This window comes from Corynebacterium sp. HMSC069E04, assembly GCF_001813175.1.
GTDB lineage: Bacteria > Actinomycetota > Actinomycetes > Mycobacteriales > Mycobacteriaceae > Corynebacterium > Corynebacterium aurimucosum.
Genome location: NZ_KV811686.1, coordinates 119,476 through 143,937 on the forward strand (window position 1 = coordinate 119,476; position 24,462 = coordinate 143,937).

Consider the following 24,462-nt stretch of genomic DNA (forward strand, 5'->3'; position numbering starts at 1 on the left):
GAGGGGGAGAGTTCTTGTTTTGGCTTCTTGCCGTGACCTTAGAGGTTGATCATGTGGCCGCCGATACCCTCGGCTGCTTCCTTCATAGCCTCAGACAGAGTCGGGTGTGTGTGAACGTTACGTCCGATCTCCTCAGCGGTGAGATCAAAGCGCTGCGCTAGGGTCAGCTCCGGCAGCAGCTCGGAAACGTTGGAGCCCACCATGTGGCCACCGATGAGCTCACCGAACTCGCTGTCAGCGACGAGCTTGACGAAGCCCGCGGTCTCGTTCAGACCAGCTGCCTTACCGTTAGCGGAGAACGGGAAGGTAGCAACCTTGATGTCGCGGTCAGCGAACTTCTCACGAGCCTGCTCCTCGGTGTAACCGAAGGAGGCAACCTGCGGGTTGCAGAAGGTAGCGCGCGGCATATTCATGTAGTCACCCAGCAGCTGGGTCTCAGCGCCGGCGATGACCTCAGCGGCCACGACACCCTGCGCCTCAGCCACGTGTGCAAGCTGCAGCTTCGCGGTGACGTCACCGATGGCGTAAATGCCCTCAACGTTGGTGCGCATGTAATCATCGATAGCGATGGCGCCGCGCTCGGTGAGCTCGACACCGGTGTTCTCCAGGCCGTAGCCCTCGGTGCGCGGGGCAAAGCCGATGGAGACCATGCAGCGGTCCACGGTCAGCGTATCGGTCTTGGAGCCGTCCTTGGACTCGACCTCAACGGTGACATTGTCGCCGTTGTCCTTGATGGCGGTGGTCTTGTAACCGGTCAGGAGCTTCACTCCAAGCTTCTTGTATTCCTTGGCAATAGCCTTGGAAACATCCTTATCCTCGTTTGGCAGGACGCGGTCCATAAACTCCACGATGGTCACGTCCACGCCGTAGTTGGCCAGAACGTAAGCAAACTCCATACCGATGGCGCCTGCGCCAACGATCACCATGGAATCCGGGGCATCATCGTTAAGGATCTGCTCCTCGTAGGACACGATGTTGCCGCCGATTTCCACGCCCGGAAGGGAACGGACAACGGAGCCGGTGGCGATAATGCAGTTATCAAAGGTAACGGTCTTACCCTTGTCATCGCCCTCGGTAATCTCGATGGTCTTGGCGTCCTTGAAGGAGCCGAGACCATTGATCTCCGTAATCTTGTTCTTCTTCATCAGGTAGTGCACACCCTTGACGATGCCCTCCGAAACCTTGCGGGAGCGCTTGTGCGCAACACCGAAGTCGAAAGAAACATCGCCGGAAATACCAAAGGCCTTTGCCTCATGGTTGAAGGTGTGTGCAACCTCAGCGTTCTTAAGAAGAGCCTTGGACGGGATGCAGCCCACGTTGAGGCAGACACCGCCCCAGTACTGCTTCTCAATAACGGCAACCTTCTTGCCCAGCTGGGCAGCGCGGATGGCGGACACGTAGCCGCCGGGGCCCGCGCCGAGTACTACAACGTCAAAATGTTCATTAGTCACGCTCTATAGGATACGTAACTTTAGGCTCGCTGTCCCACCACCCCCGAGCATGTATCCACCAGACGTTCATAGCCGTCCCGATGCAGGCCTAACGCGCGGAATGCAAACTGGCACAAATAAACCCCCAACCCCCAATGAAGGGGATTAGGGGAAGGAAAGCGGGGCACTACCCCCTGCAGATTTCTTAGAACAGACCCCAGTCCAGGGCAGCCTTCGAGGACGTGGAGGAGCCGAAGTGAGCGATCTGGCCCAGCACCTGGTTGATGGAAACGAGGATGGTGTCAAAAAAGTTCATTCTTCTTCTTTCTGTTGGTATTTGAGCGGCGTGCGCGACTTTACGCGGCACCCCTCCCGCGAGGTCACAGCGATGCAGGCAGCCGCCGGAGGCGGTCTCGGTACCTAGCTCCACTAACGAACGAGACTGTCGTTGCGTTACATAACCCAGGAATAGGCGCGGAAAGATTATGACACGGTTTCAACTTCAATACCACCATTCACTCTAATAACTTGGTATGTTTAATCACGCTACCCTTATCTTCGGGGGTACTGAATTGCCCGTCTATCAGTACTTTTGCCCATTTCAAGGGTGGTTTGTCCGGAGCATCTTTTAAACTTGCCCCTACACTTCCGCTCATCATCAAGAAAGCGAGATTCCATGAAGATTGCGCGCTCTCTCACGACGCTGGCAGCGGCATCAGCCTTAGCCCTCGGCGCCGTTGTATCCCCTATCGCCAGCGCATCCGACATTGACCCGGATGAAATCCGCGGTAACGCTGAAAAATCCCAGATTTCCGATATCGACCTTTACGACGAGCTCGAGGAGTACCTGCCTAAGGACAAAGCCGGCAACCCGACGCCGTCCCGTGAGCAGTTTGAGGCTTCCTTCGACAAGAAAGTCTCCTTTAAGAACGTCGATATCAAGAACATCCCGGATGACAAAAAGTGGATGGGCTATGTCTTCAAGTACTGGGATTATCGCCATAAGGTGAGGGGCATCAAGGCCACCGCGCCCGCTATGGGCCGCGACGTCCCCCTTGCAGTGATCACCCCGGACGGCACCTTTGACGCCTCCCGCCCCACCCTCTACTTGCTCAACGGTGCCGGCGGCGCCGAGCAGGGCATGGACTGGATTACTTCCACCGTGGCCAAGGATCTCGATCCGAATACGGAGAAGACTCAGGATCTCGTTCACTACTACGCCAACCGCAACGTGAACGTCGTCATCCCGCAGGCGGGTGCTTTCTCCTACTACACCGACTGGCTGACTACCCCGGACCGCGACTACCTCAAGGGCCCACAGAAATGGGAGACCTTCCTGACCAAGGAGCTGCCGGGACCGCTGGAGGATCGCATTAACGGCAACGGCAAGCGCGGCATCGCCGGCATGTCCATGTCTGCTACCTCCTCGCTGGTGCTGGCGCAGCACAACCCGAACTTCTACGATGCCATCGGCTCCTACTCCGGTTGCGCTGCTACCTCGACTCCGCTGCCAAACTTCTACGCGCAGCTCACGGTGAACCGCGGTGGCGGAAGCACCGAGCAGATGTGGGGTGCGAAGGGCGGCGATTACAACCGCTACAACGATGGCCTCATTAACGCCACGAAGAACAACATGGGCAATTCCAAGGTCTACGTTTCCGCCAACTCCGGTTTGGCTGGAGCAACTGACTTGGGCTCGTCCAAGATTGACGCCTTGGGCTCGTCCCAGGCGTTCAAGTCCTCCTCCACCCTCGTGGTTGAGGGCGGCGTCATCGAGGCAGCCATGAACGCCTGCACGCATGACCTGAAGGCAAAGATGGAGCGCGAAGGTGTCGACGCTGTATTCAACATGCGCAACACCGGTACCCACTCTTGGCCGGGCTGGTACGACGACGTCAACTCCTCGTGGCCAACCTTTGCACGCGCCTTCGGTCTTCCTGAGAACCCCTCCGCACCTGAAGCGGCAACTTATGCCGCAGATGAGGACACGAGCGCTAACGAAATGAAGGCCGAGGCCGATAGTCAGGATGCGAAATTGGATGAGGCAGAGGCGAACAACGACGCCCCCGCTGATTCCCTGCCAGTAGATACTGAGGCGACCGAGCACTAAGCTCTATTCGCCGTACCAATTATTGAATAAGGAACGTTATGAAGCGTCTTAGCTCTCTCCTCGCCGCCGGCGCGCTCAGCGCCGCCGCGCTGGTCAGCCCCGTTGCCGGTGCTGCCACCATCACCCCGCAGCAGGTTGCGGGTGACACTGCCCTATCCACTATCTCGGACCTGCAGGTCACCCCGGAGGTGGAGAGCCAAAAGTGGTATGAGCACTACAAGGATGACGCCCGCGTTCTCAAGCTGGAGGCTACCTCGCCGGCGATGAACGGCCGCGCCATTCCGCTGGCTGTCATCCCGGCTAAGAACCCGGACCGCCCGACGGTCTACCTGCTCAACGGCGCTGGTTCCGCCGAGCAGGATTCCGACTGGTTGTACATGTCGGATGTCGTGGACTTCTACGCTGAGAAGGACGTCAACGTGGTGGTTCCGCAGGCAGGTGCCTTCTCCTACTACACCGACTGGCTGGAGGATCCCAACGGCAAGTACCTCAAGGGCCCGCAGAAGTGGGAGACCTTCCTGACCAAGGAGCTGCCTGGCCCGCTGGAGGAGCGTCTGAACGCAAGCAACAAGCGCGCCATCGCCGGCATGTCCATGTCCGCGACGTCGTCATTGCTGTTTGCTCAGCACAACCAAGGCTTCTATGACGCAGTTGGTTCCTTCGCCGGCTGTGCTGCGACCGCCTACCCCACCGAGTACGAGTTCCTGCGCCTCACTGTGAACCGCGGTGGCGGCCAGCCGGAGCAGATGTGGGGACCGATGGGCTCTGCCTACAACCGCTACAACGACGCCCTGATGAACTCCGAGAAGCTGCGCGGCACCAAGCTGTACATCTCCTCCGCATCGGGCTTCGCCGGTGAGCAGGATACCCCGTCCTACTACATCAACAAGGGTTACAGCCCGTTGACGGCCTACCTGGGCTCGGCGCAGCTGCAGGTGGAAGGCGGCGTCATCGAGGCGGCAGTTAACCACTGCACCCACATGCTCAAGGCAAAGCTGGATAAGCAGAACATTCCGGCAACTTACAACCTCCGCAATGTGGGCACGCACTCCTGGCCGGGCTGGCGCGAGGACCTGGTGAAGTCCTGGCCTACCTTTGAGGAAGCCTTCAACTCCTAAACAGTGAGCTAAGCATGTCGTGGTTCGGCATGCCTGCTCCCCTGGCTTCGGATAAGTCAAACAGGGCGGTAGGATAGCGGCATTATGAAGCTGCTTTCTACCGCCCTTTCGCATATCTCGTCCGCCCGCGGCCACGCCGCACCTACTCGGGATAGCTATACCGGGGTGGATTTCAACCTCGGCTTCGAAATCACCCACTATGACTTGGACCTGGCCTACCGCGTGGAGCTCAACATGCTCCAAGGCGAAGCTGTGCTTCATATTCGCGCATTGGAGGACTTGGACAGGCTCACCCTCGACCTCGGCGGCGCCATGGTGGCCCGCCGCATCACGGCAAAGCATGCACCGCGCGTAGCCAAGTTCCGCCTATCCGGCGGGAAGCTGCGCTTGAACTTCGCCGACACAATCGCAGAAGGCCAAGAGTTTGAACTGCTGATTCGCTATGGCGGATCACCCCGCCCGCTGCGCACGCCATGGGGTGAGATCGGCTGGGAGGAGACGGATTCCGGCTCTTTGGTAGCTAGCCAGCCCAATGGCGCGCCCAGCTGGTTCCCGTGCGATGACACCCCGTCCGCAAAGGCCACCTACGATATTCGCATTACCGCCGACGATCCTTTCGTGGTCATCTCCAACGGCAAGCTGGTCTCCCGCCGTAGCGCGGGTGGTTCCATGACGCGCTGGCACTACCGCGTCAAGCACCCCATGGCCACCTACCTCGCCACGGTCCAAGTTGGTGAGTACATCGAGATCTCACTTGGGGCCAACGTCCGCGCGTGGGCACCGGCCCGCCTCAAGCACGTAGTGCTCGAGGAATTCGCCCAGCAGCAGGAGATGCTGGATTTCTATTCCACGCTCTTTGGCCACTACCCCTTCGCCGATTACCAGGTAGTCATCACCGATGATGAGCTGGAAATCCCGCTCGAAGCCCAGGGCCTGTCTATCTTTGGCTCCAACCACGTCAAGGGGGATCACGTCTTCGAGCGGCTCATCGCGCACGAGCTCTCCCACCAGTGGTTCGGCAACTCCGTGGGCCTGATGGAGTGGAAGGATATCTGGCTCAACGAAGGTTTCGCCTGCTACTGCGAGTGGCTGTGGTTTGAGCACGCGCATGGCCGCCCGGCACATGAATCAGCGCGCTCGCATTATCAGGTGCTGGCCCGCAAGAAGCAGGACATCCTGCTCAGCGATCCTGGTACGCGCGATATGTTCGATGACCGCGTCTACAAGCGCGGTGCGCTGACCGTCCACGCACTGCGCCGCCTCGTGGGTGATGAGGCCTTCTTCCGCACGGTGCGGGAGTACCTCACCGCAGCGCAGCACTCGGTGGTGACCCCGGAGGATCTCATCAGCCGCATGCGCGAGGCAGCGGAGAACCCGGGTGACGTCGACCAGCTCCTAGCCCAGTGGTTGGATAAGCCGGAGCTGCCGCGCTTCCCGCTATAAAAATCGGCCGCTTCATCCCGGCAGTACCATGAGCACTGCATGCTCTAAACTGGGAGACCATGCGCAGACTGCTTGTTACCGGCGGCGCCGGCTTTATTGGTGCAAACTTCGTGCGGCTCGTGGCCCAGCAGCGCCCGGAGGTGGAGATCACCGTCCTAGATAAGCTCACCTACGCGGGCAATCGCGCCAATCTCGACGGCGTGGACGCCGAGCTCGTGGTAGGGGACGTGGCGGATGAGGGGGTCGTCGACAAGCTCGTGTCCCAGGCGGATACCGTGGTGCACTTCGCAGCGGAATCCCACAATGACAACTCTTTGCGGGATCCTTCGCCCTTCCTCCACACCAACATCATGGGCACCTTCGTGCTGCTGGAGGCCTGCCGCCGCCACGATGTGCGCCTCCACCACGTCTCCACCGATGAGGTTTTTGGTGATTTGGACATTGGCGCCGATACCTACTTCACCGAGGAGACTCCCTATAACCCCTCTTCGCCCTATTCGGCCACGAAGGCCGGCTCCGATCACCTGGTGCGTGCGTGGGTGCGCAGCTTTGGGCTGCGGGCAACCATGTCTAATTGCTCCAATAATTATGGCCCGTATCAGCACATTGAGAAGTTCATCCCGCGACAAATCACCAACCTGCTTCTAGGTCAGCCAGCCAAGCTTTATGGCACCGGCGAGCAGGTGCGGGATTGGATCCACGTGGATGATCACAACGAGGCGGTGCTCGCCATCCTGGACCGCGGGCGCATCGGGGAGACCTATAACATCGGCGCCGACCAGGAGGATACGAACAACCGCCAGGTCATCGAGATGATTTGTGAGCTCATGGGGGCGACGGATAATGGCCGGGCGCGCTTTGAGCACGTGGCGGACCGCCCGGGCCATGACCAGCGCTACGCCATGGATGCCAGCAAGCTGCGCCGCGAGCTGGGCTGGACCCCGCGCTACACAGATCTGCGGGAGGGCCTAGCCGCCACTATTGAGTGGTACCGCGCACACGAGGACTGGTGGCGTGCGGGCAAGGAAGAAGTTGAAGCCAACTACGCGAAGCAAGGACAGTAAAGAAACCATGAAGGTGCAGTCAACGGCCATTGAGGGCCTGCTCATTGTGGAGCTCGACGTCCACGGGGATAACCGCGGCTGGTTCAAAGAGAACTGGCAGCGTGAGAAGATGGTGGCGGCAGGTTTGCCTGACTTCCAACCGGTGCAAAACAACGTTTCCTTCAATGCGGAGAAGGGGGTTACGCGCGGGTTGCACGCGGAGCCCTGGGACAAGCTGGTCTCGGTGGCCTCCGGCCGGGCCTTCGGCGCGTGGTGCGATCTGCGTGAGGGCTCTTCTACCTTTGGCCAACTGGTAACCCACGAGCTGCGCGAGGACATGGCCGTCTTCGTGCCGCGGGGCGTGGCCAACGGTTTCCAGGCGCTGGAGGCCTGCGCCTACTCCTACCTGGTCAATGACCACTGGTCCCCGGATGCGGAGTACACCTGCGTCAACCTGGACATGGTGGACTGGCCGCTGGAGCCGACGGAGATCTCCGACAAAGACAAGGCGCACCCCGCGCTTGCCGATGTCTCCCCCATGCCCCCTCGCCGGATCCTGGTCACCGGGGCCAACGGGCAGCTGGGCCGCGCATTAAAGAAGTTCTTGCCCTCCGCTGGCTTGGGCGCGGTGGAGTTCTGTGGGCACTTAGACTTCGATATCACCAACCCGCCTGCACGCGCGTGGAAGCAGTACTCCGCCATCATCAACTGTGCGGCATACAACGATGTCAACGGCGCGGAGGACGATCGCGCCGCGGCCTGGGCAGTCAACGCTTCTGCACCGGCGAAGCTCGCGCGCATTGCGGCGGAGAATAACCTGACCTTGGTGCATGTCTCCAGCGATTACATCTTTGATGGCTCCCACGAGATCCACTCCGAGGAGGAACTGCCCTCCCCGCTCTCGGCCTATGGGGCGTCGAAAGCCGCGGGCGATACCGCCGCGCAAACCGCACCGCGCCATTACGTCATCCGCACCTCGTGGGTCTTCGGCGATGGCGCCAACTTCATGGCCACCATGCGCTCGTTGGCGAATAAGGGCGTCAAGCCCTCCGTCATTCATGATCAGCGCGGGCGCCCCACCTTCGCCGAGGACCTGGCCAAGGGCATCATCCACCTGCTCAAGACTGAAGCCGAGTACGGCGTGTACAACATCTCCAACTCGGGCGATGTGGTGGGCCGCGATGAGATTGCCATGGCCGTTTTCACCGGCGTGGGCCAGGATCCCGCCAATGTCGCGCCGGTCAGCACCGAGCAGTACCGCGAGATCGCCGGGCCCGAAGCCCCCCGCCCGAAGGAGTCCACCTTCGACCTGTCCAAGATTGAAGCCACCGGCTTTAAACCCATGAACTGGCGGGCCGCTTTGGCGCTCTACCTGGGGCTTTACCCGGCATAACACTCAACATAACACTTAACTTCCCAGGTGTTATGTTATGTGGGAAGTTAAGTGTTATGTTCGCCAGCCCGCGCCGTCGCGCCCCGGCGCGGGACCCCTCCGTTAAGCTTGAAGCCCATGAAGGGCATCATTCTCGCAGGCGGCTCTGGGACCCGCCTCTACCCCATTACCAAGGGCATCTCGAAGCAGCTCATGCCCATCTATGACAAGCCGATGGTCTACTATCCCCTGACCACCCTGATCCAGACCGGCATACGCGAGATCCTCATCATCACCACCCCGGAAGATCAGGCAGCCTTCCAGCGCCTGCTCGGCGATGGCTCGCAGCTCGGCCTCATGCTGCACTATGCGGTCCAACCCCGGCCCGAAGGTTTGGCGCAGGCCTTCCTCATCGCGGAAGACTTCATCGCTGAGGATGATGTGGCCCTCGTCTTGGGCGACAATATTTTTGACGGACACGGCTTCTCCACGGCACTGAATGAGTGCAGCCGCCCAGGCGGCGGCATCATCTTTGCCTACGAGGTTTCCGATCCGCAGCGCTACGGCGTTGTCGACTTTGACTCCTCCGGCCAGGCCCTGTCCATCGAGGAAAAGCCCGATGCACCCAAGTCTAACCACGCCGTGGTGGGCTTGTATTTCTACGACAATTCGGTGGTGGAGATTGCCAAATCCATCCAGCCCAGCGCGCGCGGGGAGTTAGAGATCACCGCCGTCAACGAGGAATACCTGCGCCGCGGGCAGCTGCGCGTCAAGCGCATGCAGCGCGGTGACGTCTGGTTGGATACCGGCACGGTGGACTCCATGAGTGAGGCCTCGTCCTACGTCGAGGTGATGCAAAAACGCACCGGCACCGTCATTGGTTCGCCGGAGGTTGCTGCCTTCGAGGAAGGCTTCATCGATGCCGCCGCACTCACCGAGCTGGCCGAGCCCCTCCTGAAGTCCGGCTATGGCCGTTATCTCCTCGCCGCCGCCCAAGAGAGCTAAGCCCGAGGTACCGATCGATCAAATAAGGGCTCAGATACCGGAGGTTTTCGGACCTTATTTGATCGATCGGTACGCGCCTAAGCGTCCCTCGCCCTGTATCAGGAGCCACCATCACCCAAACGAGCCCAGACGCGTTAAGGTAATCGCATGCCTAGTTCATCCTCTCGTCCCACCAATGATTCGAAGAAATCAGCGCTATCCACCATCAGCCCCGTGGCGTGGGGATTGTTAGTAATCATTGTAATTCTGGCCATCATCATTGGTTTCCTGCTGGCGGAACGTGCTTCTTCCAACGACGAAGGTACTCACGCAGCGCAGGAGACCGCGACGAGCACGGCACCCACCGAAGACCTAACGAAGGACGCTGACAAGGCCACACCCGGCACGAAATTCGCCGACGGCAAGGGTGACCCGATGATTTTCGGCCCCGGCGGCGATATCAAGACCGGGGATATCACAGTCGTGCACCGCAAGAAAGAGGACGATCCTTTCGCCGTGGGCGCGGTGGATGCGCCCGTGGTGATTTCGGAATTCTCCGATTTCGAGTGCCCGTTCTGCTCCCGCCACGCTAATGTCACCGAGCCGGATATCCTTAAAAAGTACGTGGAAAAGGGCCTGGTGCGCATCGAATGGAATGACTTCCCCGTGAACGGCCCCGCCGCCGTCGAAGCTGCCAAGGCCGGGCGCGCGGCCGCAGCACAGGGCAAGTTCCAGGAGTTCAAGCACGAGCTCTACACCGCCAGCAAGGACATCAGCGGCCACCCAGAATTCGGCATCGAGGACTTCATGAAGTTTGCCAAGAAGGCCGGCGTTGCGGACTTGGAGAAGTTCCGCCAGCAGGCCACGGATGACACCTACACCGAGGTCATCGAGACAGCCACCAGCTATGCGTCCCAGATTGGTATTACGGGTACCCCGGCCTTCGTGGTGGGAGATCAGTTCGTCAGTGGTGCGCAGCCCCTAGAGGTATTTGAGCAGGTCATCCAGGAACAGCTGGGAAAGGCGGCCAATGCCTAAACCACCGCTTATCGTGTGGGTCTTCATCGCACTGGTTATCTTGACCGCATTCTTGGGCGGTTATGCAGTAGGGGTGAGCGTATGAGCATCGGAATTTTTGGCGCCGTCATCGCCGGTGTGCTGACTTTGATCAGCCCCTGTTCAGCGCTGTTGGTGCCAGCCTTCTTTGCCTATGCCTTTGAGTCACAGCGCCAGCTGCTGCTGAAGACTGTGGTGTTTTTCTTAGGCCTGTGCACCACGCTCGTGCCCATCGGCATGGGGCTGGCTGCCTTGCTTGCACAATACCGCGGCCAGGTCATCACAGTGGCGGGCTGGATCATCATTGCGCTGGGAATCTTTACCGCCTTGGGAGGCGGTTTCCGCATCCCCGGCATGGATGCCCTGTCCGGTAAGGCGCGGGGCAAGGTATTTCTGCTCGGCGCGGTTTATGGCTTCGCCGGCTTTTGCGCGGGCCCGCTCCTAGGTGCTGTTCTCACCACGGCCGCAGCGTCGGGCAGCGCGCTCTACGGCGGACTCATTATGGTGGCTTATGCTGCGGGCATGGCTGCACCGCTCTTTGTGCTGGCTGCGCTGTGGGAGCGCCTCGATGTGGGCTCGTGGTCCTGGCTGCGCGGGCGCGAGGTGGTCCTCGGCCCCGTGCGCACGAATACCTTGTCCATTGTCTCGGGCGCGTTCTTCGTGCTCATCGGCGTGCTGTTTATTTTGAGCTACGGCAGCGCAACACTACCCGCGGTCTTAAGCACGGATGCACAGTTCGCAGTGCAGGAAAAAGCCCGCGCCTTCAGCGCGGGCGTGGCGGATGCGTGGGTCTGGTTCGGGCTTTCACTCGCTGCCACGGTGGCCGTGGGAGTGAAAGCAGCCCGCACCCAGGCCTAAGGTTTGCTTAAGGTCTAGTAACCGCGCGCGATGTACTCATCGATGCGCGCCGCCTCAGCACCAATGGTGGTCTCATCGCCGTGGCCCGGGAGGACGCGGGTCTCCGGCGGGAGGTTCAACACGCGGTTGCGCAGGGACTCGATGATGACGTCGAAGTCAGAGTACTTGCGGCCGGTAGCGCCCGGCCCGCCGTTGAAGAGAGTATCTCCCGACAGCAGCGTGGCCTCGTCCGCAATGTAGAGCACCACGCATCCCGGCGAGTGACCCGGCGTGTGGAAGACCACGAAATCGCTATCACCCACGGTGAAGAGCTGGTTATCCTCCAGCGGCACGAAGGTGGCGTCCTCGTGCGTCTCCTCCCACAGGGGGCGATCATCCGGGTGCAGGTACACAGACACACCGAAGTGCTCAGCCACCTGGGGCGCGAGTTCGCAGTGGTCGTTATGTGCGTGGGTGAGGATAACGCCCTTGACGGTGCGCTGTCCTACCTCTTCGATGACGCGCTCGGCGTCGTGGGAAGGATCGATGATGTAGCACTCGGCGTCGCTTGACGCGCCACCAGCGGCCAGGATGTAGACGTTATTGTCCACGTCCCACTCACCGCCATCCAGGCGGAACTTTCCTGAGGTTACAAACTGTTCAATGATCATTTACAGCTCCACTACGGATCGAAGTACCTTGCCAGCCTTCATGGTAGCGAAGGCTTCCTCAACGTCGTCCAGACCAATGCGTTCGGTGACGAAGTCCTGCAGCGGGAAGCGGCCCTGCAGGGAGAGGTCGACGTACATGGGGAAGTCACGCTCCGGCAGGCAATCGCCGTACCAGGAGGACTTCAGCGATCCGCCGCGTCCAAAGAAATCGATCGCCGGGACGTCGAAGCGGCTGGTGAGGTTCGGCACGCCCACCATGACCATGCGGCCGGCCAGGTCGCGGGAGTAGAAGGCCTGGCGGGTGGTCACCGGGATGCCCACGGCGTCAATGGCCACGTCGGTGCCGAAACCATCGGTGAGCTCGCGGACTGCCTCGATGACCTCGTCCTCAGACTTATCCTTCGCCGCAACGGTGTGGGTAGCGCCGAACTTCTTGGCCAGTTCCAGCTTGTCCGGGTCCAGGTCCACGGCGATGACCTTGGAGGCACCCGCCAGCACCGCGCCGGCAATGGCCGCCATGCCCACGCCACCGCAGCCGAAGACCGCGACGGACTCGCCGCGCTTGACGTCCGCGGTATTCACCGCAGCGCCCAAGCCGGCCATCACGCCACAGCCCAGCAGGCCCGCGGCCGCCGGGTCTGCCTCCGGGTTGACCTTGGTGCACTGGCCTTCGTGGACCAGGGTCTTCTCCGCGAAGGAGCCGATGCCGAGCGCCGGGGTGAGCTCGGTGCCGGCGTCCTTATCCCCGTCCGCGAGCGTCATCTTCGCGGAGGCGTTGTGGGTGTTGAAGCAGTACTTCGGCTCACCCTTCTTGCAGGCGCGGCACTCGCCGCACACCGCGCGCCAGTTCAGGACCACGAAGTCACCGACCTCGACGTGGGTGACGGCATCGCCCACGCGCTCGACGACGCCCGCCGCCTCATGCCCAAGCAGGAAGGGGAAGGCATCCTCGATATCGCCATCGCGGTAAGCCAGGTCGGTGTGGCAGACGCCGCAGGCCTGGACCTTGACCACGACATCGTGCTCGCCCGGGGCGGGCACGACGATGTTGACGGTCTCGACGGGCTCGCCCTTCGCGCGCGCAATCACGCCGCGGACGACCTCCGCGCCTTGCTGGGAGTTATTTTCATTTACATTTTCATTAACAGCCATGTCCGCGAGGGTACGCGAAAGGCCCGGGCAACGTTGCCCGGGCCTGAAAAGTCAGAAGAGCGCGCTTCTAGAAGCTAGCGAGGTGGTTGGCCACAAACTCGTGACCGCGAGCATTGATGTGCAGCGGCAGGTTACCCGGACCCGCAGAGAAGTCCACCAGACCCGCCCACAGGCGCTTGTCGGCGTCGGCACACATGCCACGATCCCAGGTCATCGGCTTCATGTCCACGAACTCGGTTCCGGTAGCGCGCGCCAGGTCCACCTGCATCCACTGCGCGACGTTTTCATAGCGCTGCACCATCGGCAGAGCCGTGGCATCGGCCGGCTTCGGGCCGAAGTGGAGGAGGCAGTAGCGGTCACCCGAGCCAATGGTCGGGTAACCCACAATCTGGATGCGGGCATTGGGCGCTGCCGCACGGATCTTGTGGATCAGCGGCGCATTGGCGCCGACCCAGCGGGCGCGCAGGTCGCCGTCGGAAAGCCCGGCGTTGTTATACGTATCGTTGAACCCGCTGGAGAAGAGCACGCGCTGGGTGTCCGCACTGAGCGCGCCACGGCGAATGGCATCGTCGATCTGTGCATTCACCTGCGGCCCCTGGGACATGGACACAGCACCGGAGCAGGAGAAATCCGCCACCGGCATGCCCAGCTTGGCGGCAGTGCGCTTGGCGTAGTTATTGCCGGACGGGCAGTTCAAGCTCGGGTTGCGCTGAGAAGAGCCCAATCGCGAGGACAGATACACATCCAGTTGCGGATCCGCGAGCACGGAATCACCGAAGGCAACGAGGTTACGCTCGCCGGCAACTGCCTGGGGAGCTTGAGTCAATCCAACCGCCACGAGGAGGGCGGCGCAGAGGGTGGCAATGCGCTGAGTAGACTTCACGTGACTAATGTCCTTCCAAGAGAGTATGTTCTAGACCGAAACCATAATAGACTACGCTAGCGGTTGCAGCTTATGTAACAATAGCAACACCTGTAACAGGTTGTCGTTTTAATTGTGGCGAGTCTGCCGTCCCCGTAACCTCTTTTCCCCTCTTTTCGATGAGAACCTTATGAAGCTTTCTGATGTAACCTTTCACGCCGCTGCCCTCGGGCGTTTTATCCCCTCGCTGTTCCGCGCAGGCCTCATTAGTCCCGCCGGCGGCCCGCGGGCGGTGGCCTTGACCGCACCGGTTCTCGCGCGCTACCGCTTCACCACCGCCCGCGAAGTAGAGCAGGCATACATGACCTGCCCAGAACGCCTAGCGCTTATCGACGATGACGGGGCACTCACCTACCGCCAACTGCGCGATCACTCCCGTACCTTTGCGCGCTGGTTGCGCTCCCTAGGCCTCGACGAGATCCGCCTCGGTGTTATGGCACGCAACGGCCGCGGCATCATCACCCCGTTGGCCGCCAAGGGCTATGCGGGGGCACACATCTTTTTGCTCAACGTTGGTTCTTCCCCCGAGCAGCTTGCCGGCTGCATCGAGGAAAACCGCATCAACGCGCTCGTTATTGACGATGAATTCATCGACCGCCTCGCCCCCACCGACGGTCCTAGTCCCACCAATAATGCTAGCCCCATTGACGGCCTGCACGTGGTCATTGGCCACGAGTCCGGTGCGGAGATTCCCGCTGAACTGGCGCAGGCGGCATCGCTGCGCAAGATCGTGGAGAACCCGCGGGACGTCGAAAAGCAGAAGCTCCCCACCTGGCCCAAGCACGGGCATATCGTGCTGATGTCCTCCGGCACCACGGGCATTCCTAAGGGGATCATGCGCCCAGAGCCAACGCTGCCGGTGGTGGTTGCCTCCATCGTGGATGCGGTGCCGTGGCGCGGAGACCAAAAGGTACAGATGACCGCTTCTATCTTCCACACGTGGGGCTGGGCCTGCCTCAACATCGCCCTGGGCCTGCGCAATACCATTGTCACCCGCCGTGTCTTTGACCCGGCGGCCGCGCTCGATGATATCCAGCGCTACCAGCTCGATGGCTTGCTCTCCTCCCCCGTCTTCTTCCGCCAGATGGTTGAGGTGGACCCGGATTCGGCGTATGACACCTCAAGTCTGAAGTTCATCGCATCCGCCGGGCACGCGCTGACCCCGGAGATCGTCATGGAAACCCACGAGCGATTCGGCCCGATTCTCTGCAATGTTTATGGCTCCACGGAGCTAGCCCTAGCCTCAACCGCCACGATGGAAGAGGTGGCTAAGGACCCGACAATCGGCGGCAAGATTGCCTCCGGCACCAAACTCCGCATCCTCGATGAGGAGGGCAATGAGGTCCCGCGCGGCGAGGTCGGTGAGATTTACCTGACCAATTCCACCGCGCTCATTGGCTATACCAACCCGAAGATTCCGCTCAACAAGGTCGATGGACTCATTTCCATCGGTGACTTGGGCTATATCGACCCCGACGGTTACCTGCATGTCGTGGGCCGCGCGGATGACATGATCATCGTCGGTGGTGAGAACGTGCACCCGCAGTCGGTGACGGAGGTTCTTGAGGCCATGCCGGGCATCGCGGAGGTGCACGCCGGCGGCGTGGAGGATGAGACCACCTTCCAGCGCATCGCCGTGTGGGCAGTAACCACGCGGGATGCCCTGGGCAACACCGTGACTGCCGATAGCATCCGCACCTGGGTCCGCGAGAACCTCGCCGACCACTCCGTGCCGCGCGACGTCCACTTCCTAGACAAGCTGCCGCGCAACGCCACGGGCAAAGTGGTGCCGCGCCTGCTAAGCCACACCGACTAGCCCACGCTCATTTTTCTCTGCTTGTTTTCTCAAGGCATAGAACCCACCAAGCCAAAACTGCCCTAGTTGCCAAAACCTTCGCTCCTCACCGCATGAAGCAGCATGGGTTTTGTCAACTAGGGCAGTTTTATGTCTGGGCTGAACCGAATCAGATTAGTTGCTGCGCTTGACGGTTGCGGCGACCTCGCCTGGCAGGGCATGACCCTCGCGAGCAATGTCGACTCCGGCAACCTGCTTGGCCGTCGGGCACACCACCGGGGTGATGAGGTTGACGCCGCGCTCGCGCAGCTTGCTCGCCTCCACCGCGATGATCGGCGTGCCGGCAGTGACGGTATCGCCCTTCTTGGCCAAGGCCGTGAAGCCTTCACCCTTCAACTCCACGGTGTCGATACCGATGTGGATGAGCAGGTCCAGCCCGTCTGCTGTCTTCATGCCAAAAGCATGGCGCGTCTTGAAGACCATGGTGATGGTGCCGTCTACTGGGGCGCAGACGTCGAAGGCATCGACGGCATCAGGCATAACGGCGAAGCCTTCGCCCACCATGCCCTGGGCAAAGGAGGCATCCGGGACCTGGGAGAGCTCGACGACGTCACCCGCGAACGGCGCGCGCACGTCGACATCCGGGTCATCGCTGCTGACGCTCTTGGCGCTGGAGCCGGCCGGCACGCTGGCTGCAGCCCCCGCAGCTCCAGTCGCGCTCGCTGCACCAGTCGTGGCCAGGGCCGGGGAACCGTGGCGCAGCTGGTGGCTGACTTCGTCATACATGAACTGTACGGCCGGGCCCACGATGACCTGAACACTCTTCTCGGAGGGGTGGATGACACCGGAGACGGCGGCGCGTTTGATCAGGGAGTCGCGAACAAGCGCGCGGTCCTTGACGCCCACGCGCAGGCGCGTAGTGCAGTAGTCCAGTGAGTCGATGTTGTCTTTGCCGCCGAGGCCCTCGATGATGCGGGCGGCATCGGCTGCGGTCTTGTCATCGCCCGTAGCGGAATCCGCCGCGTCCTCGGCCTCATCCTCGCCGCGGCCCGGGGTCTTGAGGTTAAGCCAGCCGATGAGGAAGTAGAAGATGATGAAGTAGAGGAAGAAGAAGCCCACGCCCATCACCAGCAGCATGTACCACTTGTTGGCCAGCGGGTTCTGCGAGGAAAGCAGCATATCCACGAAGCCGGCAGAGAAGCCGAAGCCAGCGGTCCACTCCATGGTGGAAGCGATGAAGACGGACAGGCCCATCAACAGCGCGTGCACCACATAGAGCAACGGGGCGACGAACATGAAGGAGAACTCCAGCGGCTCAGTCACGCCGGTGAAGAAGGAGGCCAAAGCACCTGCGGCCATCAGGGAACCGACGACCTTGCGCTTCTTCTTATCCGCACGCAGGTACATCGCGAGTGCCGCGCCCGGCAGACCGAACATCATGACCGGGAAGAAGCCCGCCTGGTAGCGGCCCACAACGCCCTCGACCGTGCACTGTCCATTCGCCCAGATGCCCGGGCAGTCCGCGGCGGAGGTGGCGGCTGCGGCTGCTTCGATGGTCTTTTGGCCCGCCTGGAAGTTGCCAATGTCGTTGATACCGATGACGTCGAACCAGAAGACGGAATTCAACGCGTGGTGCAGGCCAGTCGGGATGAGCAGGCGGTTAGCCACACCATAGATACCGGCACCCGCCGCACCCAGGCCCTGGATGGAGGTACCGAAGTTGAAGAGCGCGTTGTAGATGAACGGCCACACGAAGTAGAGGACGCCGGAAATCACCATGGCGATGATGGCGGTAAGAATCGGCACGAGGCGCCGGCCTGAGAAGAAGGCCAAAAAGTCCGGCAGCTTGGTGCCGTGGAAGCGGTTATAGACCCAGGCCGCCATGATGCCGGCGAGGATGCCAAAGAGGACGTTTCCGCCGCCCACGGCGTTCCAGCCCTCCGATGCCCAGTGCAGAGCCTCATCGCCGGTCAGCGCGGTGGGGTCTTCGATGCCGCGATAACCAGCCACGGCGTCGGGGCCGAGCAGCTTCATGAAGGTGGCGAAGGCCAAGAAACCAGAGAGTGCCGCAGCACCGTTGGAATCCTTGGCCAGGCCGAAAGCAATGGCGATGGCGAAGATCCAGCCCAGGTTGGCCAGGACCGCGTCACCGGAGCTAATCAGCAGCTGGGCGGCGAGGTTATCCGGGCCGGCGGCGCTGGAAATCCAGTAGCCAAGGCCACTGAGGATCGCCGCGACGGGCAGCACCGCCACGGCGCCCATGAGGGCTTTCCCGAGCCGCTGTAGCGGCCCCATGACATCTATTTTCATGTCTGAAACGTCCTTTCGAGCGGAAGAAGGTGGAAGGAAGAGCTTTAGTGCAGCCTGTTCTGGTCCGCGAAGAGGTAGTACTCGCGGTCCTCCAGGAGAGCGGCGGCGGCTTCATCAACGATCACGGTCGCGCGCGGGTGCAGCTGCAGCACCGAGCCAGGGCAGCGCGCGGAGAGCGGCCCCTCGATCATCGCCTGTACCGCATTGGCCTTGTTGGTGCCGGTGGCGATGAGGAGCAGGTGGCGGGCCTCGCTAATCGTGCCCAAGCCCTGCGTCAGTGCGTGGCGCGGAACCTCCTCCAGGTTGTCGAAGAAGCGGGAGTTATCCTGCACGGTCTGCGGATGTAGGGCCACCACGCGGGTGCGAGACGTCAGGGAGCTCGAGGGCTCGTTGAAGCCAATGTGGCCATTCGCGCCAATGCCGAGCAACTGGACATCGATGCCGCCGGCATTCCGGATGGCCTGGTCATAGGCGGCGGTGGCTGCCACGGGGTCGGCAGCGCTGCCCTCTGGGCTCTTGACCAGGGCATCATCAAAATCGACGTGGCTGGTGAAGTCACGGCGGATGGTGGCGTAGTAGGACTGCTCGTGCTCGGGGGCGAGGCCTAGGTATTCGTCGAGAAGAAAAGCGCGGCTGCCCGCGAAGCTGACCTCGCCGCGCTCGTGGCGGGCGATGAGCTCCTTGTACGTGGCCACCGGGGTGGAACCGGTGGCCAGTCCCATGGTGGCTGAGGTGTTGGCGTAGCTTGCGAGGATATCGGCGGCGGCGACGGCCACGTCGGCAGGGGTGGAGCGGATGAGGATTTCCATGATGTGCCTTTCTGATGCGAGTGAGAGTGCTCTTTAGGAGTTTATAAATTCGGTGCCACCGACAATGACGCGCACCGGTTCCAGCTGGGCATTGAGGCCCACCAGGTTGGCACGTGCGCCAACCGCGATGCGGCCCAGCTCCGCCTGCCCCAGCACGCCGGCGGCAGTGGTGGAGGTAAAGCGAACCGCCTCGCCCAGACCATGGCGCGCGGCGAAGCTGGCGAATTGCTGGGCCAAGGTGGACGTGCCACCCGCGATGGCGCCGCTGGGCACGCGGGCTACTCCCCCGCTCACGGTGACGGGCAGCGAGCCCAATTCATACTCACCGTCGGCCATACCGGCCGCCGCCATGGCATCAGTGATGGCGAAGGCGCGGTGGCTGTGCACCATGTCCACGGTGCCGTCGACAAGATGCACGCCATCGGCAATGAGCTCGACGGATACATCGCCCGCCTTCGCCGCGGTGAGCAAGGCCGCTACCGGGCCCGGTGCGCGGTGGTGAATGGAGGGCATACCGTTGAACAGATGCGTTCCAGTCACGGTCAGGCCGAGCTCCTTGGCCTTGGCAATGACGCCCAACATGGTGTCGTAGTCGGCCTCGGTGTGGCCCAGGCTGGCGATGATGCCATGCTCCGCGCAGACTTCGAGCAGCTTGTCAGCGTTATCCGTTTCCGGCGCAAAGGTAATGGAACGCAGGTGGCCGCGGGCCGCGGCGATGACCGCGCGGAAGAAGTCCGGGTCACCGGGCACGATGCGCGAGGGGTCCTGTGCGCCACACTTGGCCGCCGCGATGAAGGGGCCCTCCATGTGGATGCCGGCGATTTCACCCTCCTCAGCCAGCTGGGCCAAAAGCTCAGCTCGGGCGCACAACTCTTTCTGCGTGCCGGAGACCAAGCTGGCCAGCAGCGTCGTGGTGCCGTGCGCGCGGTGGAAGCGTGCGGCGGCCAGGCACTGCTCGTAGTCGCCGTTGGGGAATCCCCCGCCGTTGCCGCCGTGGTTGTGCAGGTCCACGAAGCCGGGCACCCACAGCAACACATCCGGATCCCCGGCGCGCCAGGCGGCCTCGGCTGAGGGGGCATCGCAAAGCGCTATGCCCTCAATGCTCTCCCCGAATGTGACGGCCCCGGCGCGCAGCTCGAAGTTCTCATCGATGTAGAGGCCCTCGACGTGGCCTTTCGCCTCTGTCTGCATGACTCATTCGATTCTGCTTGTACAGGCTGGCGTGGCGCAGCCCGGCTGACAATTCACTTGAAATTTATCAGGGCTGCTGATTTTTGTGAATCACGCCTCCGCCGAAGGGGGTGTGTGAGCACAGGTGACTTTTAGCGTGTTAGGTGCACCGCGTGGGATGTCGAAAGGCCCGGCGAGCTACCAGCCGCGGGTGGCCACTCGGTCCCAGAGCTCGTTGTTCGCCAGCTCGCCAGCACCCGCAGGCGAAGTGCCAACGAACACGTCTCGTGCATCAGGATCATCAGCAAGAATGTAGCGGAACCACGCGGTGGCATAGCCGTCCCCGAACTCTAAGACGTCCTTGTGGTCCGCGCCCAGGCGGCGGGCAATGATTGCCGGACCACCGGCTGATTCAAAGTTCTCCTCTAGGTCTGACCACGGGCTGACAAGCCAGCGGTCCGAACGGCCATCGCTCGTCATCAAGAACAGCGGTGCCTTGACGTCCGCGGTGGTGTAATCCCAGTCATTGGACTGTGCCACTTTGTGGGAGGCCGGGCTCGCCGCATACACAGCTGCTACCTCCGTGTGGGCTGCAGCGTTGATAGCGCCCGCGCCGCCCTGTGAGTGTCCGAAAATACCGACCCGTGATCGGTCCACTCGGGAATCCAGTTCCGGCAATCGCTCAATCAAGTGCACGACATTCTCCCCGGTTCCGGTTTGGGGCGTCTCATCACCGACGACCACGAAGCCCCAACTGGCCAGGTGTTCCGCCACGGACAAGTAACTGCTCAACGGCGTGTTCGTGCCATTAGCCATGACCACCGCCGGAAATGGTCCCGCGCCCGTCGGTGCCGCGATGGTCACGTCACCATCACGCCGCACGTCGACCTCGTGCGGCCCCTCGCCCGCAAACGACGCTTCCAGCGGACCACCCGTCTCAGCGCTGTATCCGGCAGCCACGCCGTCATCACCGGTCACGCTGTCTGCGTCCACCCATTGCATGAATCCCACAAACCCGACAAACGCCACCACAATCACGGCCACCACGGCAATCATGCCAACCACAAGCTTTTTCATGCTCTATATTGTGTTTCCCACGAGAGCGAAGGTCACTAGCGCTAGCACTACTTTTACCTGTACACAGTGCATGACCTGGCACCACCTACAAAAAGACGATACGGCGAATCAAAGTGCGGTCGCTCCCCGTCCCACAACGGTAGAGTTGAGGCCATTTAGCCCACCTGACCCGCCACTTGCACGGAGCTATCCTCATGGCCCACTTTTCTGCACGCCAGCTCAAGCACTTCATGGGATTCTGGCCGCCCTTCTTGGGCGCTGGCATAAAGATCAAGGAATTCGCTAATGACGGAACTCGCGTCGTTGTCAGCCACAGGCCAAACATGCTGACCAAGAACGCCATGGGCGTAGCCTTCGGCGGCACACTCTCCGCCATGACGGATCCCTTCTTCATGCTTGCCTCCATGCACCGTCTGGGCAAGGAGTACCGCATCTGGGATGCCGCGGGAGAAATTAAGTACCTCAAGCCCGGCCGCGGCACGGTCACCGCCGATATGCGCATCCCCGAGGAGACCTACGCGCTCATCGAAGAAAAGACGGCCAACGGCGAGAAGTACCTGCATTGGTTCGACGTGGACATTCTTGATGAGGAAGGCGATGTCGTCGCCCATGTGCGCCGCCAGGTGTACTACCGGCGCAAGCAAAAGTAAGCGCTGAGTGAGCAAGTCCCACCCGGTTTTAGACACAGTGGATCAAATTTGGCTTAAGGGACATTTCGTGTGGATAAACCGATACGGATTCCTGGGGCAGCCTGGGATAATGCGGTGATCTTGATTTTGGATCGGTTCCAACGGCCCGATCTGTGAAATCAATACTGGATAGTCCTAGGTCTGTGATAGGAGGACTGCTGCTGGTGCGGTAAGGCCAATTCCTATGGTTAATAGGAATCGGCCGTCGTGTGACGTGTGCGGCCATGGACTGGTTAAGAACGGCAAGACCGCGGCAGGAACCCAACGCTGGCTATGTCCTAAATGCAACGTTTCATCGATTAATACCCGCGCACACACCAGCGAGATTCGGCATTTCAAAATCTTTATTGACTGGATTCTTTCCGGCGAATCTGCAGACCATTTAGCCAAGCGCCTTGGGGTAACAAGGCGGACTTTGACCCGGTGGTTCAAGCTGCTGTGGTTTATCACCGTGCCCACGTCTACTGACCCCTATCGTGTTTACGATCAGGTTTTTATCGACGGCACCTACTTTCACAAGAAATGCCTGCTGGTAGCCTGCACCGACACACACGTCATCGCCTGGCACTGGTGCCTGCGTGAAAGCTCATACGAGTACCTGAAACTGCTCGACAAAATCGCGCAACCACTCATCGTCACCACCGACGGGGCAGGCGGAGCCCTCAAGGCACTGCGCACTAAATGGCCCGACGTTGCCATTCAGCGCTGCCTAGTCCACGTCCAACGCAACACTTTTGCTGATATCAGCCGCAACCCGATTCACCCAGCCCATAAAGCAATCCGGAAACTGGGCTACATGCTTATCCAAGTACACAACCGTGAAGATGCTGCGCGGTTTACAGCTGCAGTCCACCACACCCGCATCACCTTTGCTGATTGGCTTAAAGAGCGAACCTACCGCAGTGCTATACCAGCAGGCCAAGTACCGAAATGGGTCAGCCCCAACCAGAAATGGTGGTACACCCACCGCAACGCCCGCAGGGCTCTAAAACGGCTAGAAAAGCTCATCCACACAGGACAGCTATTTACTTTCTGAAGTGTCCCAGGTTTTGTTCCGTTTGAGTAGATGGGAAATCTGGAATATGCCAAGAAAATTTGACCAGGATGCGAAGGATCGTGTGGTCCGTCTTGTAGAGGACCGCATCTTGGCGGAAAATATGTCGATGCAAGCCGCGTGCCAGGCAGTAGCCCCAAAGCTGGGGGTGTCATGGCACACAGCCCGTCAATGGACCCAACAGGCCCGCCGTGCGGGAAACATCCCAGAACCCGTGCCTGAAGATCTGGCCGCCGAAAACGCGAGGCTTCGCCGTGAAAATCAAGAGCTACGCGACACCAATGAACTTTTAAAGGCTGCCTCAGCTTTTTTCGCGTCGGAACTCGACCCAAAACGTCGGAAATGATCCGGTTCATCGATGAATACCGGAATCGTTTCTCTGTCGAGTTCATCTGTAAGACGTTGAAGAAAAACCGCGCTGGTGGGTTCATCACCTCGCGTGGGTATCGTCAGTCCAAGGCCCGTGGGGTAAGTGCTCGCGGCCTTCGTGATGCTGTGCTGGTTGAACGCATTAGTGCTATCCATCGGGATAATTACGGCATCTACGGTGTGCGGAAAATGTGGCATGCTCTTCATCGTGACGGAATCGATATCGGTCGTGAACAAACCGCGCGGCTGATGCGTCTAGCCGGTGTATCAGGCAAAGGCAAAGGCCGCTCGCCTATGACCACTCGCACACCTCAAAGGCCGGATTTGCGCCCGGACTTGGTGGAGCGAGAATTCAAAGCCGAAGGCCCGAACAAGCTGTGGGTGGCTGATATTACCTACGTGCGCACGAAGAAAGGCTTTGTGTATGCCGCGTTTGTCACCGATGTTTACTCCCGACGGATCGTTGGGTGGGCGTTATCAGATTCCATGCGCACCGAAGCGTTGCCGCTGCAAGCTCTCAACCAGGCGATCGCGTCTGCTGAGGAAACAACAGGTCTCATTCATCATTCGGATCACGGCTCGCAGTATGTCAGCGTTGTCTACAACGAGCGTCTTGCCCAGCACGGGATTGCCGCTTCCACCGGAACTGTTGGCGACTCCTATGACAATGCTCTGGCGGAAAACGTTAATGGTTCCTACAAAAACGAGCTGATCCATACTCGCAGGTGGGATGAGGTTGTCGAGGTGGAAATCGCGACGTTTGAGTGGGTGTCATGGTGGAACGAGACGAGGCTTCACCAAAGCTTGGGCTACCGCACGCCAGCTGAAGTGGAAACCGAATTTTGGGACCAGCACCCGCCGCAAGCAATAATAGAAATCAAGGCAAACGCCTAGGAACAAAACCCGGGGCACTTCATTCCTTGACCCGCCTAAAGGTGTCACACAAGACTTAAAAGCCACCACGAACCTGCTGGAAGGCGGCATCAACAAACAACTCAAAGACCTAGCAGGAAACCATCGTGGCATGTTCGATGAGCATCAGCGCATCACC

At 60.7% G+C, this 24,462-nt stretch carries 20 protein-coding genes and 2 pseudogenes; 14 read left to right on the top strand and 8 right to left on the bottom strand.

Features of this window, described 5'->3' with window-relative positions; translation table 11 throughout:
- Positions 1-38: 38 nt before the first annotated feature.
- Positions 39-1,451 (bottom strand): dihydrolipoyl dehydrogenase, encoded by a 1,413-nt coding sequence (gene lpdA / locus HMPREF2896_RS08175; RefSeq protein ID WP_070645735.1) that lies wholly within the window; start codon positions 1,449-1,451, stop codon positions 39-41.
- A 655-nt stretch (positions 1,452-2,106) separates the two neighbouring features.
- Here lpdA and HMPREF2896_RS08180 point away from each other — a divergent pair.
- The 8 genes from HMPREF2896_RS08180 (at position 2,107) to HMPREF2896_RS08215 (ending at position 11,414) form a co-directional block, all read left to right on the top strand.
- The gene (locus tag HMPREF2896_RS08180; protein WP_070645733.1) at positions 2,107-3,540 is read left to right on the top strand and encodes an alpha/beta hydrolase; all 1,434 of its coding nucleotides are present in this window, start codon (positions 2,107-2,109) and stop codon (positions 3,538-3,540) included.
- Positions 3,541-3,578: 38 nt separating this feature from the next.
- Positions 3,579-4,658 carry an alpha/beta hydrolase gene (locus tag HMPREF2896_RS08185; protein WP_070645731.1) on the top strand — a complete coding sequence of 360 codons (1,080 nt, stop codon included), beginning with the start codon at positions 3,579-3,581 and terminating at the stop codon, positions 4,656-4,658.
- Positions 4,659-4,742: 84 nt separating this feature from the next.
- A complete protein-coding gene (locus HMPREF2896_RS08190) occupies positions 4,743-6,101 on the top strand; it encodes a M1 family metallopeptidase (RefSeq protein ID WP_070719039.1) in 1,359 nt (452 codons plus the stop codon).
- Between the two features lie 59 nt (positions 6,102-6,160).
- Positions 6,161-7,165: a dTDP-glucose 4,6-dehydratase gene (gene rfbB / locus HMPREF2896_RS08195; protein WP_070719042.1), complete on the top strand. Its 1,005-nt coding sequence runs from the start codon at positions 6,161-6,163 to the stop codon at positions 7,163-7,165.
- A gap of 7 nt (positions 7,166-7,172) precedes the next feature.
- Complete coding sequence (locus tag HMPREF2896_RS08200; RefSeq protein ID WP_070719043.1) at positions 7,173-8,537, top strand: sugar nucleotide-binding protein; 1,365 nt, start codon at positions 7,173-7,175, stop codon at positions 8,535-8,537.
- A 117-nt stretch (positions 8,538-8,654) separates the two neighbouring features.
- On the top strand, positions 8,655-9,521 hold the full coding sequence (rfbA, locus tag HMPREF2896_RS08205; protein ID WP_070444055.1) for a glucose-1-phosphate thymidylyltransferase RfbA: 867 nt from the start codon (positions 8,655-8,657) through the stop codon (positions 9,519-9,521).
- A 147-nt stretch (positions 9,522-9,668) separates the two neighbouring features.
- Positions 9,669-10,538 (top strand): thioredoxin domain-containing protein, encoded by an 870-nt coding sequence (locus HMPREF2896_RS08210; protein WP_246815690.1) that lies wholly within the window; start codon positions 9,669-9,671, stop codon positions 10,536-10,538.
- An 81-nt stretch (positions 10,539-10,619) separates the two neighbouring features.
- Complete coding sequence (locus HMPREF2896_RS08215; RefSeq protein ID WP_070719046.1) at positions 10,620-11,414, top strand: cytochrome c biogenesis CcdA family protein; 795 nt, start codon at positions 10,620-10,622, stop codon at positions 11,412-11,414.
- Between the two features lie 14 nt (positions 11,415-11,428).
- On the opposite strand, the gene HMPREF2896_RS08220 is transcribed toward HMPREF2896_RS08215, so the two are convergent.
- From HMPREF2896_RS08220 to HMPREF2896_RS08230, 3 genes are all read right to left on the bottom strand, one after another.
- Entirely contained in the window at positions 11,429-12,064 is a 636-nt protein-coding gene (locus tag HMPREF2896_RS08220) for an MBL fold metallo-hydrolase (RefSeq protein WP_070444061.1), read from the bottom strand.
- Positions 12,065-13,216 carry an S-(hydroxymethyl)mycothiol dehydrogenase gene (locus HMPREF2896_RS08225; protein WP_070444064.1) on the bottom strand — a complete coding sequence of 384 codons (1,152 nt, stop codon included), beginning with the start codon at positions 13,214-13,216 and terminating at the stop codon, positions 12,065-12,067.
- 67 nt (positions 13,217-13,283) lie between these two features.
- On the bottom strand, positions 13,284-14,099 hold the full coding sequence (locus HMPREF2896_RS08230; protein WP_070645723.1) for a GDSL-type esterase/lipase family protein: 816 nt from the start codon (positions 14,097-14,099) through the stop codon (positions 13,284-13,286).
- Positions 14,100-14,268: 169 nt separating this feature from the next.
- Between HMPREF2896_RS08230 and HMPREF2896_RS08235 the strand changes: the two genes are divergently transcribed.
- On the top strand, positions 14,269-15,954 hold the full coding sequence (locus HMPREF2896_RS08235) for an AMP-binding protein (protein ID WP_070719050.1): 1,686 nt from the start codon (positions 14,269-14,271) through the stop codon (positions 15,952-15,954).
- 153 nt (positions 15,955-16,107) lie between these two features.
- Here HMPREF2896_RS08235 and nagE read toward each other — a convergent pair whose 3' ends face one another.
- The 4 genes from nagE to HMPREF2896_RS08255 all read right to left on the bottom strand — a co-directional run bounded on the left by nagE (position 16,108) and on the right by HMPREF2896_RS08255 (position 21,299).
- A complete protein-coding gene (gene nagE, locus HMPREF2896_RS08240) occupies positions 16,108-18,243 on the bottom strand; it encodes an N-acetylglucosamine-specific PTS transporter subunit IIBC (protein ID WP_070719053.1) in 2,136 nt (711 codons plus the stop codon).
- Between the two features lie 44 nt (positions 18,244-18,287).
- Positions 18,288-19,052 (bottom strand): glucosamine-6-phosphate deaminase, encoded by a 765-nt coding sequence (gene nagB, locus HMPREF2896_RS08245; RefSeq protein ID WP_070719055.1) that lies wholly within the window; start codon positions 19,050-19,052, stop codon positions 18,288-18,290.
- 33 nt (positions 19,053-19,085) lie between these two features.
- Positions 19,086-20,243 (bottom strand): N-acetylglucosamine-6-phosphate deacetylase, encoded by a 1,158-nt coding sequence (locus HMPREF2896_RS08250; RefSeq protein ID WP_070719058.1) that lies wholly within the window; start codon positions 20,241-20,243, stop codon positions 19,086-19,088.
- Between the two features lie 177 nt (positions 20,244-20,420).
- Positions 20,421-21,299: a poly(ethylene terephthalate) hydrolase family protein gene (locus tag HMPREF2896_RS08255; protein WP_070719061.1), complete on the bottom strand. Its 879-nt coding sequence runs from the start codon at positions 21,297-21,299 to the stop codon at positions 20,421-20,423.
- Between the two features lie 194 nt (positions 21,300-21,493).
- Between HMPREF2896_RS08255 and HMPREF2896_RS08260 the strand changes: the two genes are divergently transcribed.
- The 5 genes and pseudogenes from HMPREF2896_RS08260 to HMPREF2896_RS12680 form a co-directional block, all read left to right on the top strand.
- Positions 21,494-21,949, top strand: a complete 456-nt coding sequence (locus HMPREF2896_RS08260) for a DUF4442 domain-containing protein (RefSeq protein WP_070444085.1) — start codon at positions 21,494-21,496, stop codon at positions 21,947-21,949.
- A 223-nt stretch (positions 21,950-22,172) separates the two neighbouring features.
- Positions 22,173-23,021 (top strand): annotated as a pseudogene (locus HMPREF2896_RS08265) (IS1249 family transposase); the annotation flags it as partial.
- Positions 23,022-23,070: 49 nt separating this feature from the next.
- Positions 23,071-23,388 carry a transposase gene (locus HMPREF2896_RS13200; RefSeq protein WP_013887466.1) on the top strand — a complete coding sequence of 106 codons (318 nt, stop codon included), beginning with the start codon at positions 23,071-23,073 and terminating at the stop codon, positions 23,386-23,388.
- Positions 23,385-24,305: an IS3 family transposase gene (locus HMPREF2896_RS12675; RefSeq protein ID WP_011117481.1), complete on the top strand. Its 921-nt coding sequence runs from the start codon at positions 23,385-23,387 to the stop codon at positions 24,303-24,305. Before HMPREF2896_RS13200 ends, HMPREF2896_RS12675 begins: the two co-directional genes overlap by 4 nt.
- 19 nt (positions 24,306-24,324) lie before the next feature.
- Positions 24,325-24,462 (top strand): annotated as a pseudogene (locus HMPREF2896_RS12680) (IS256 family transposase); the annotation flags it as partial.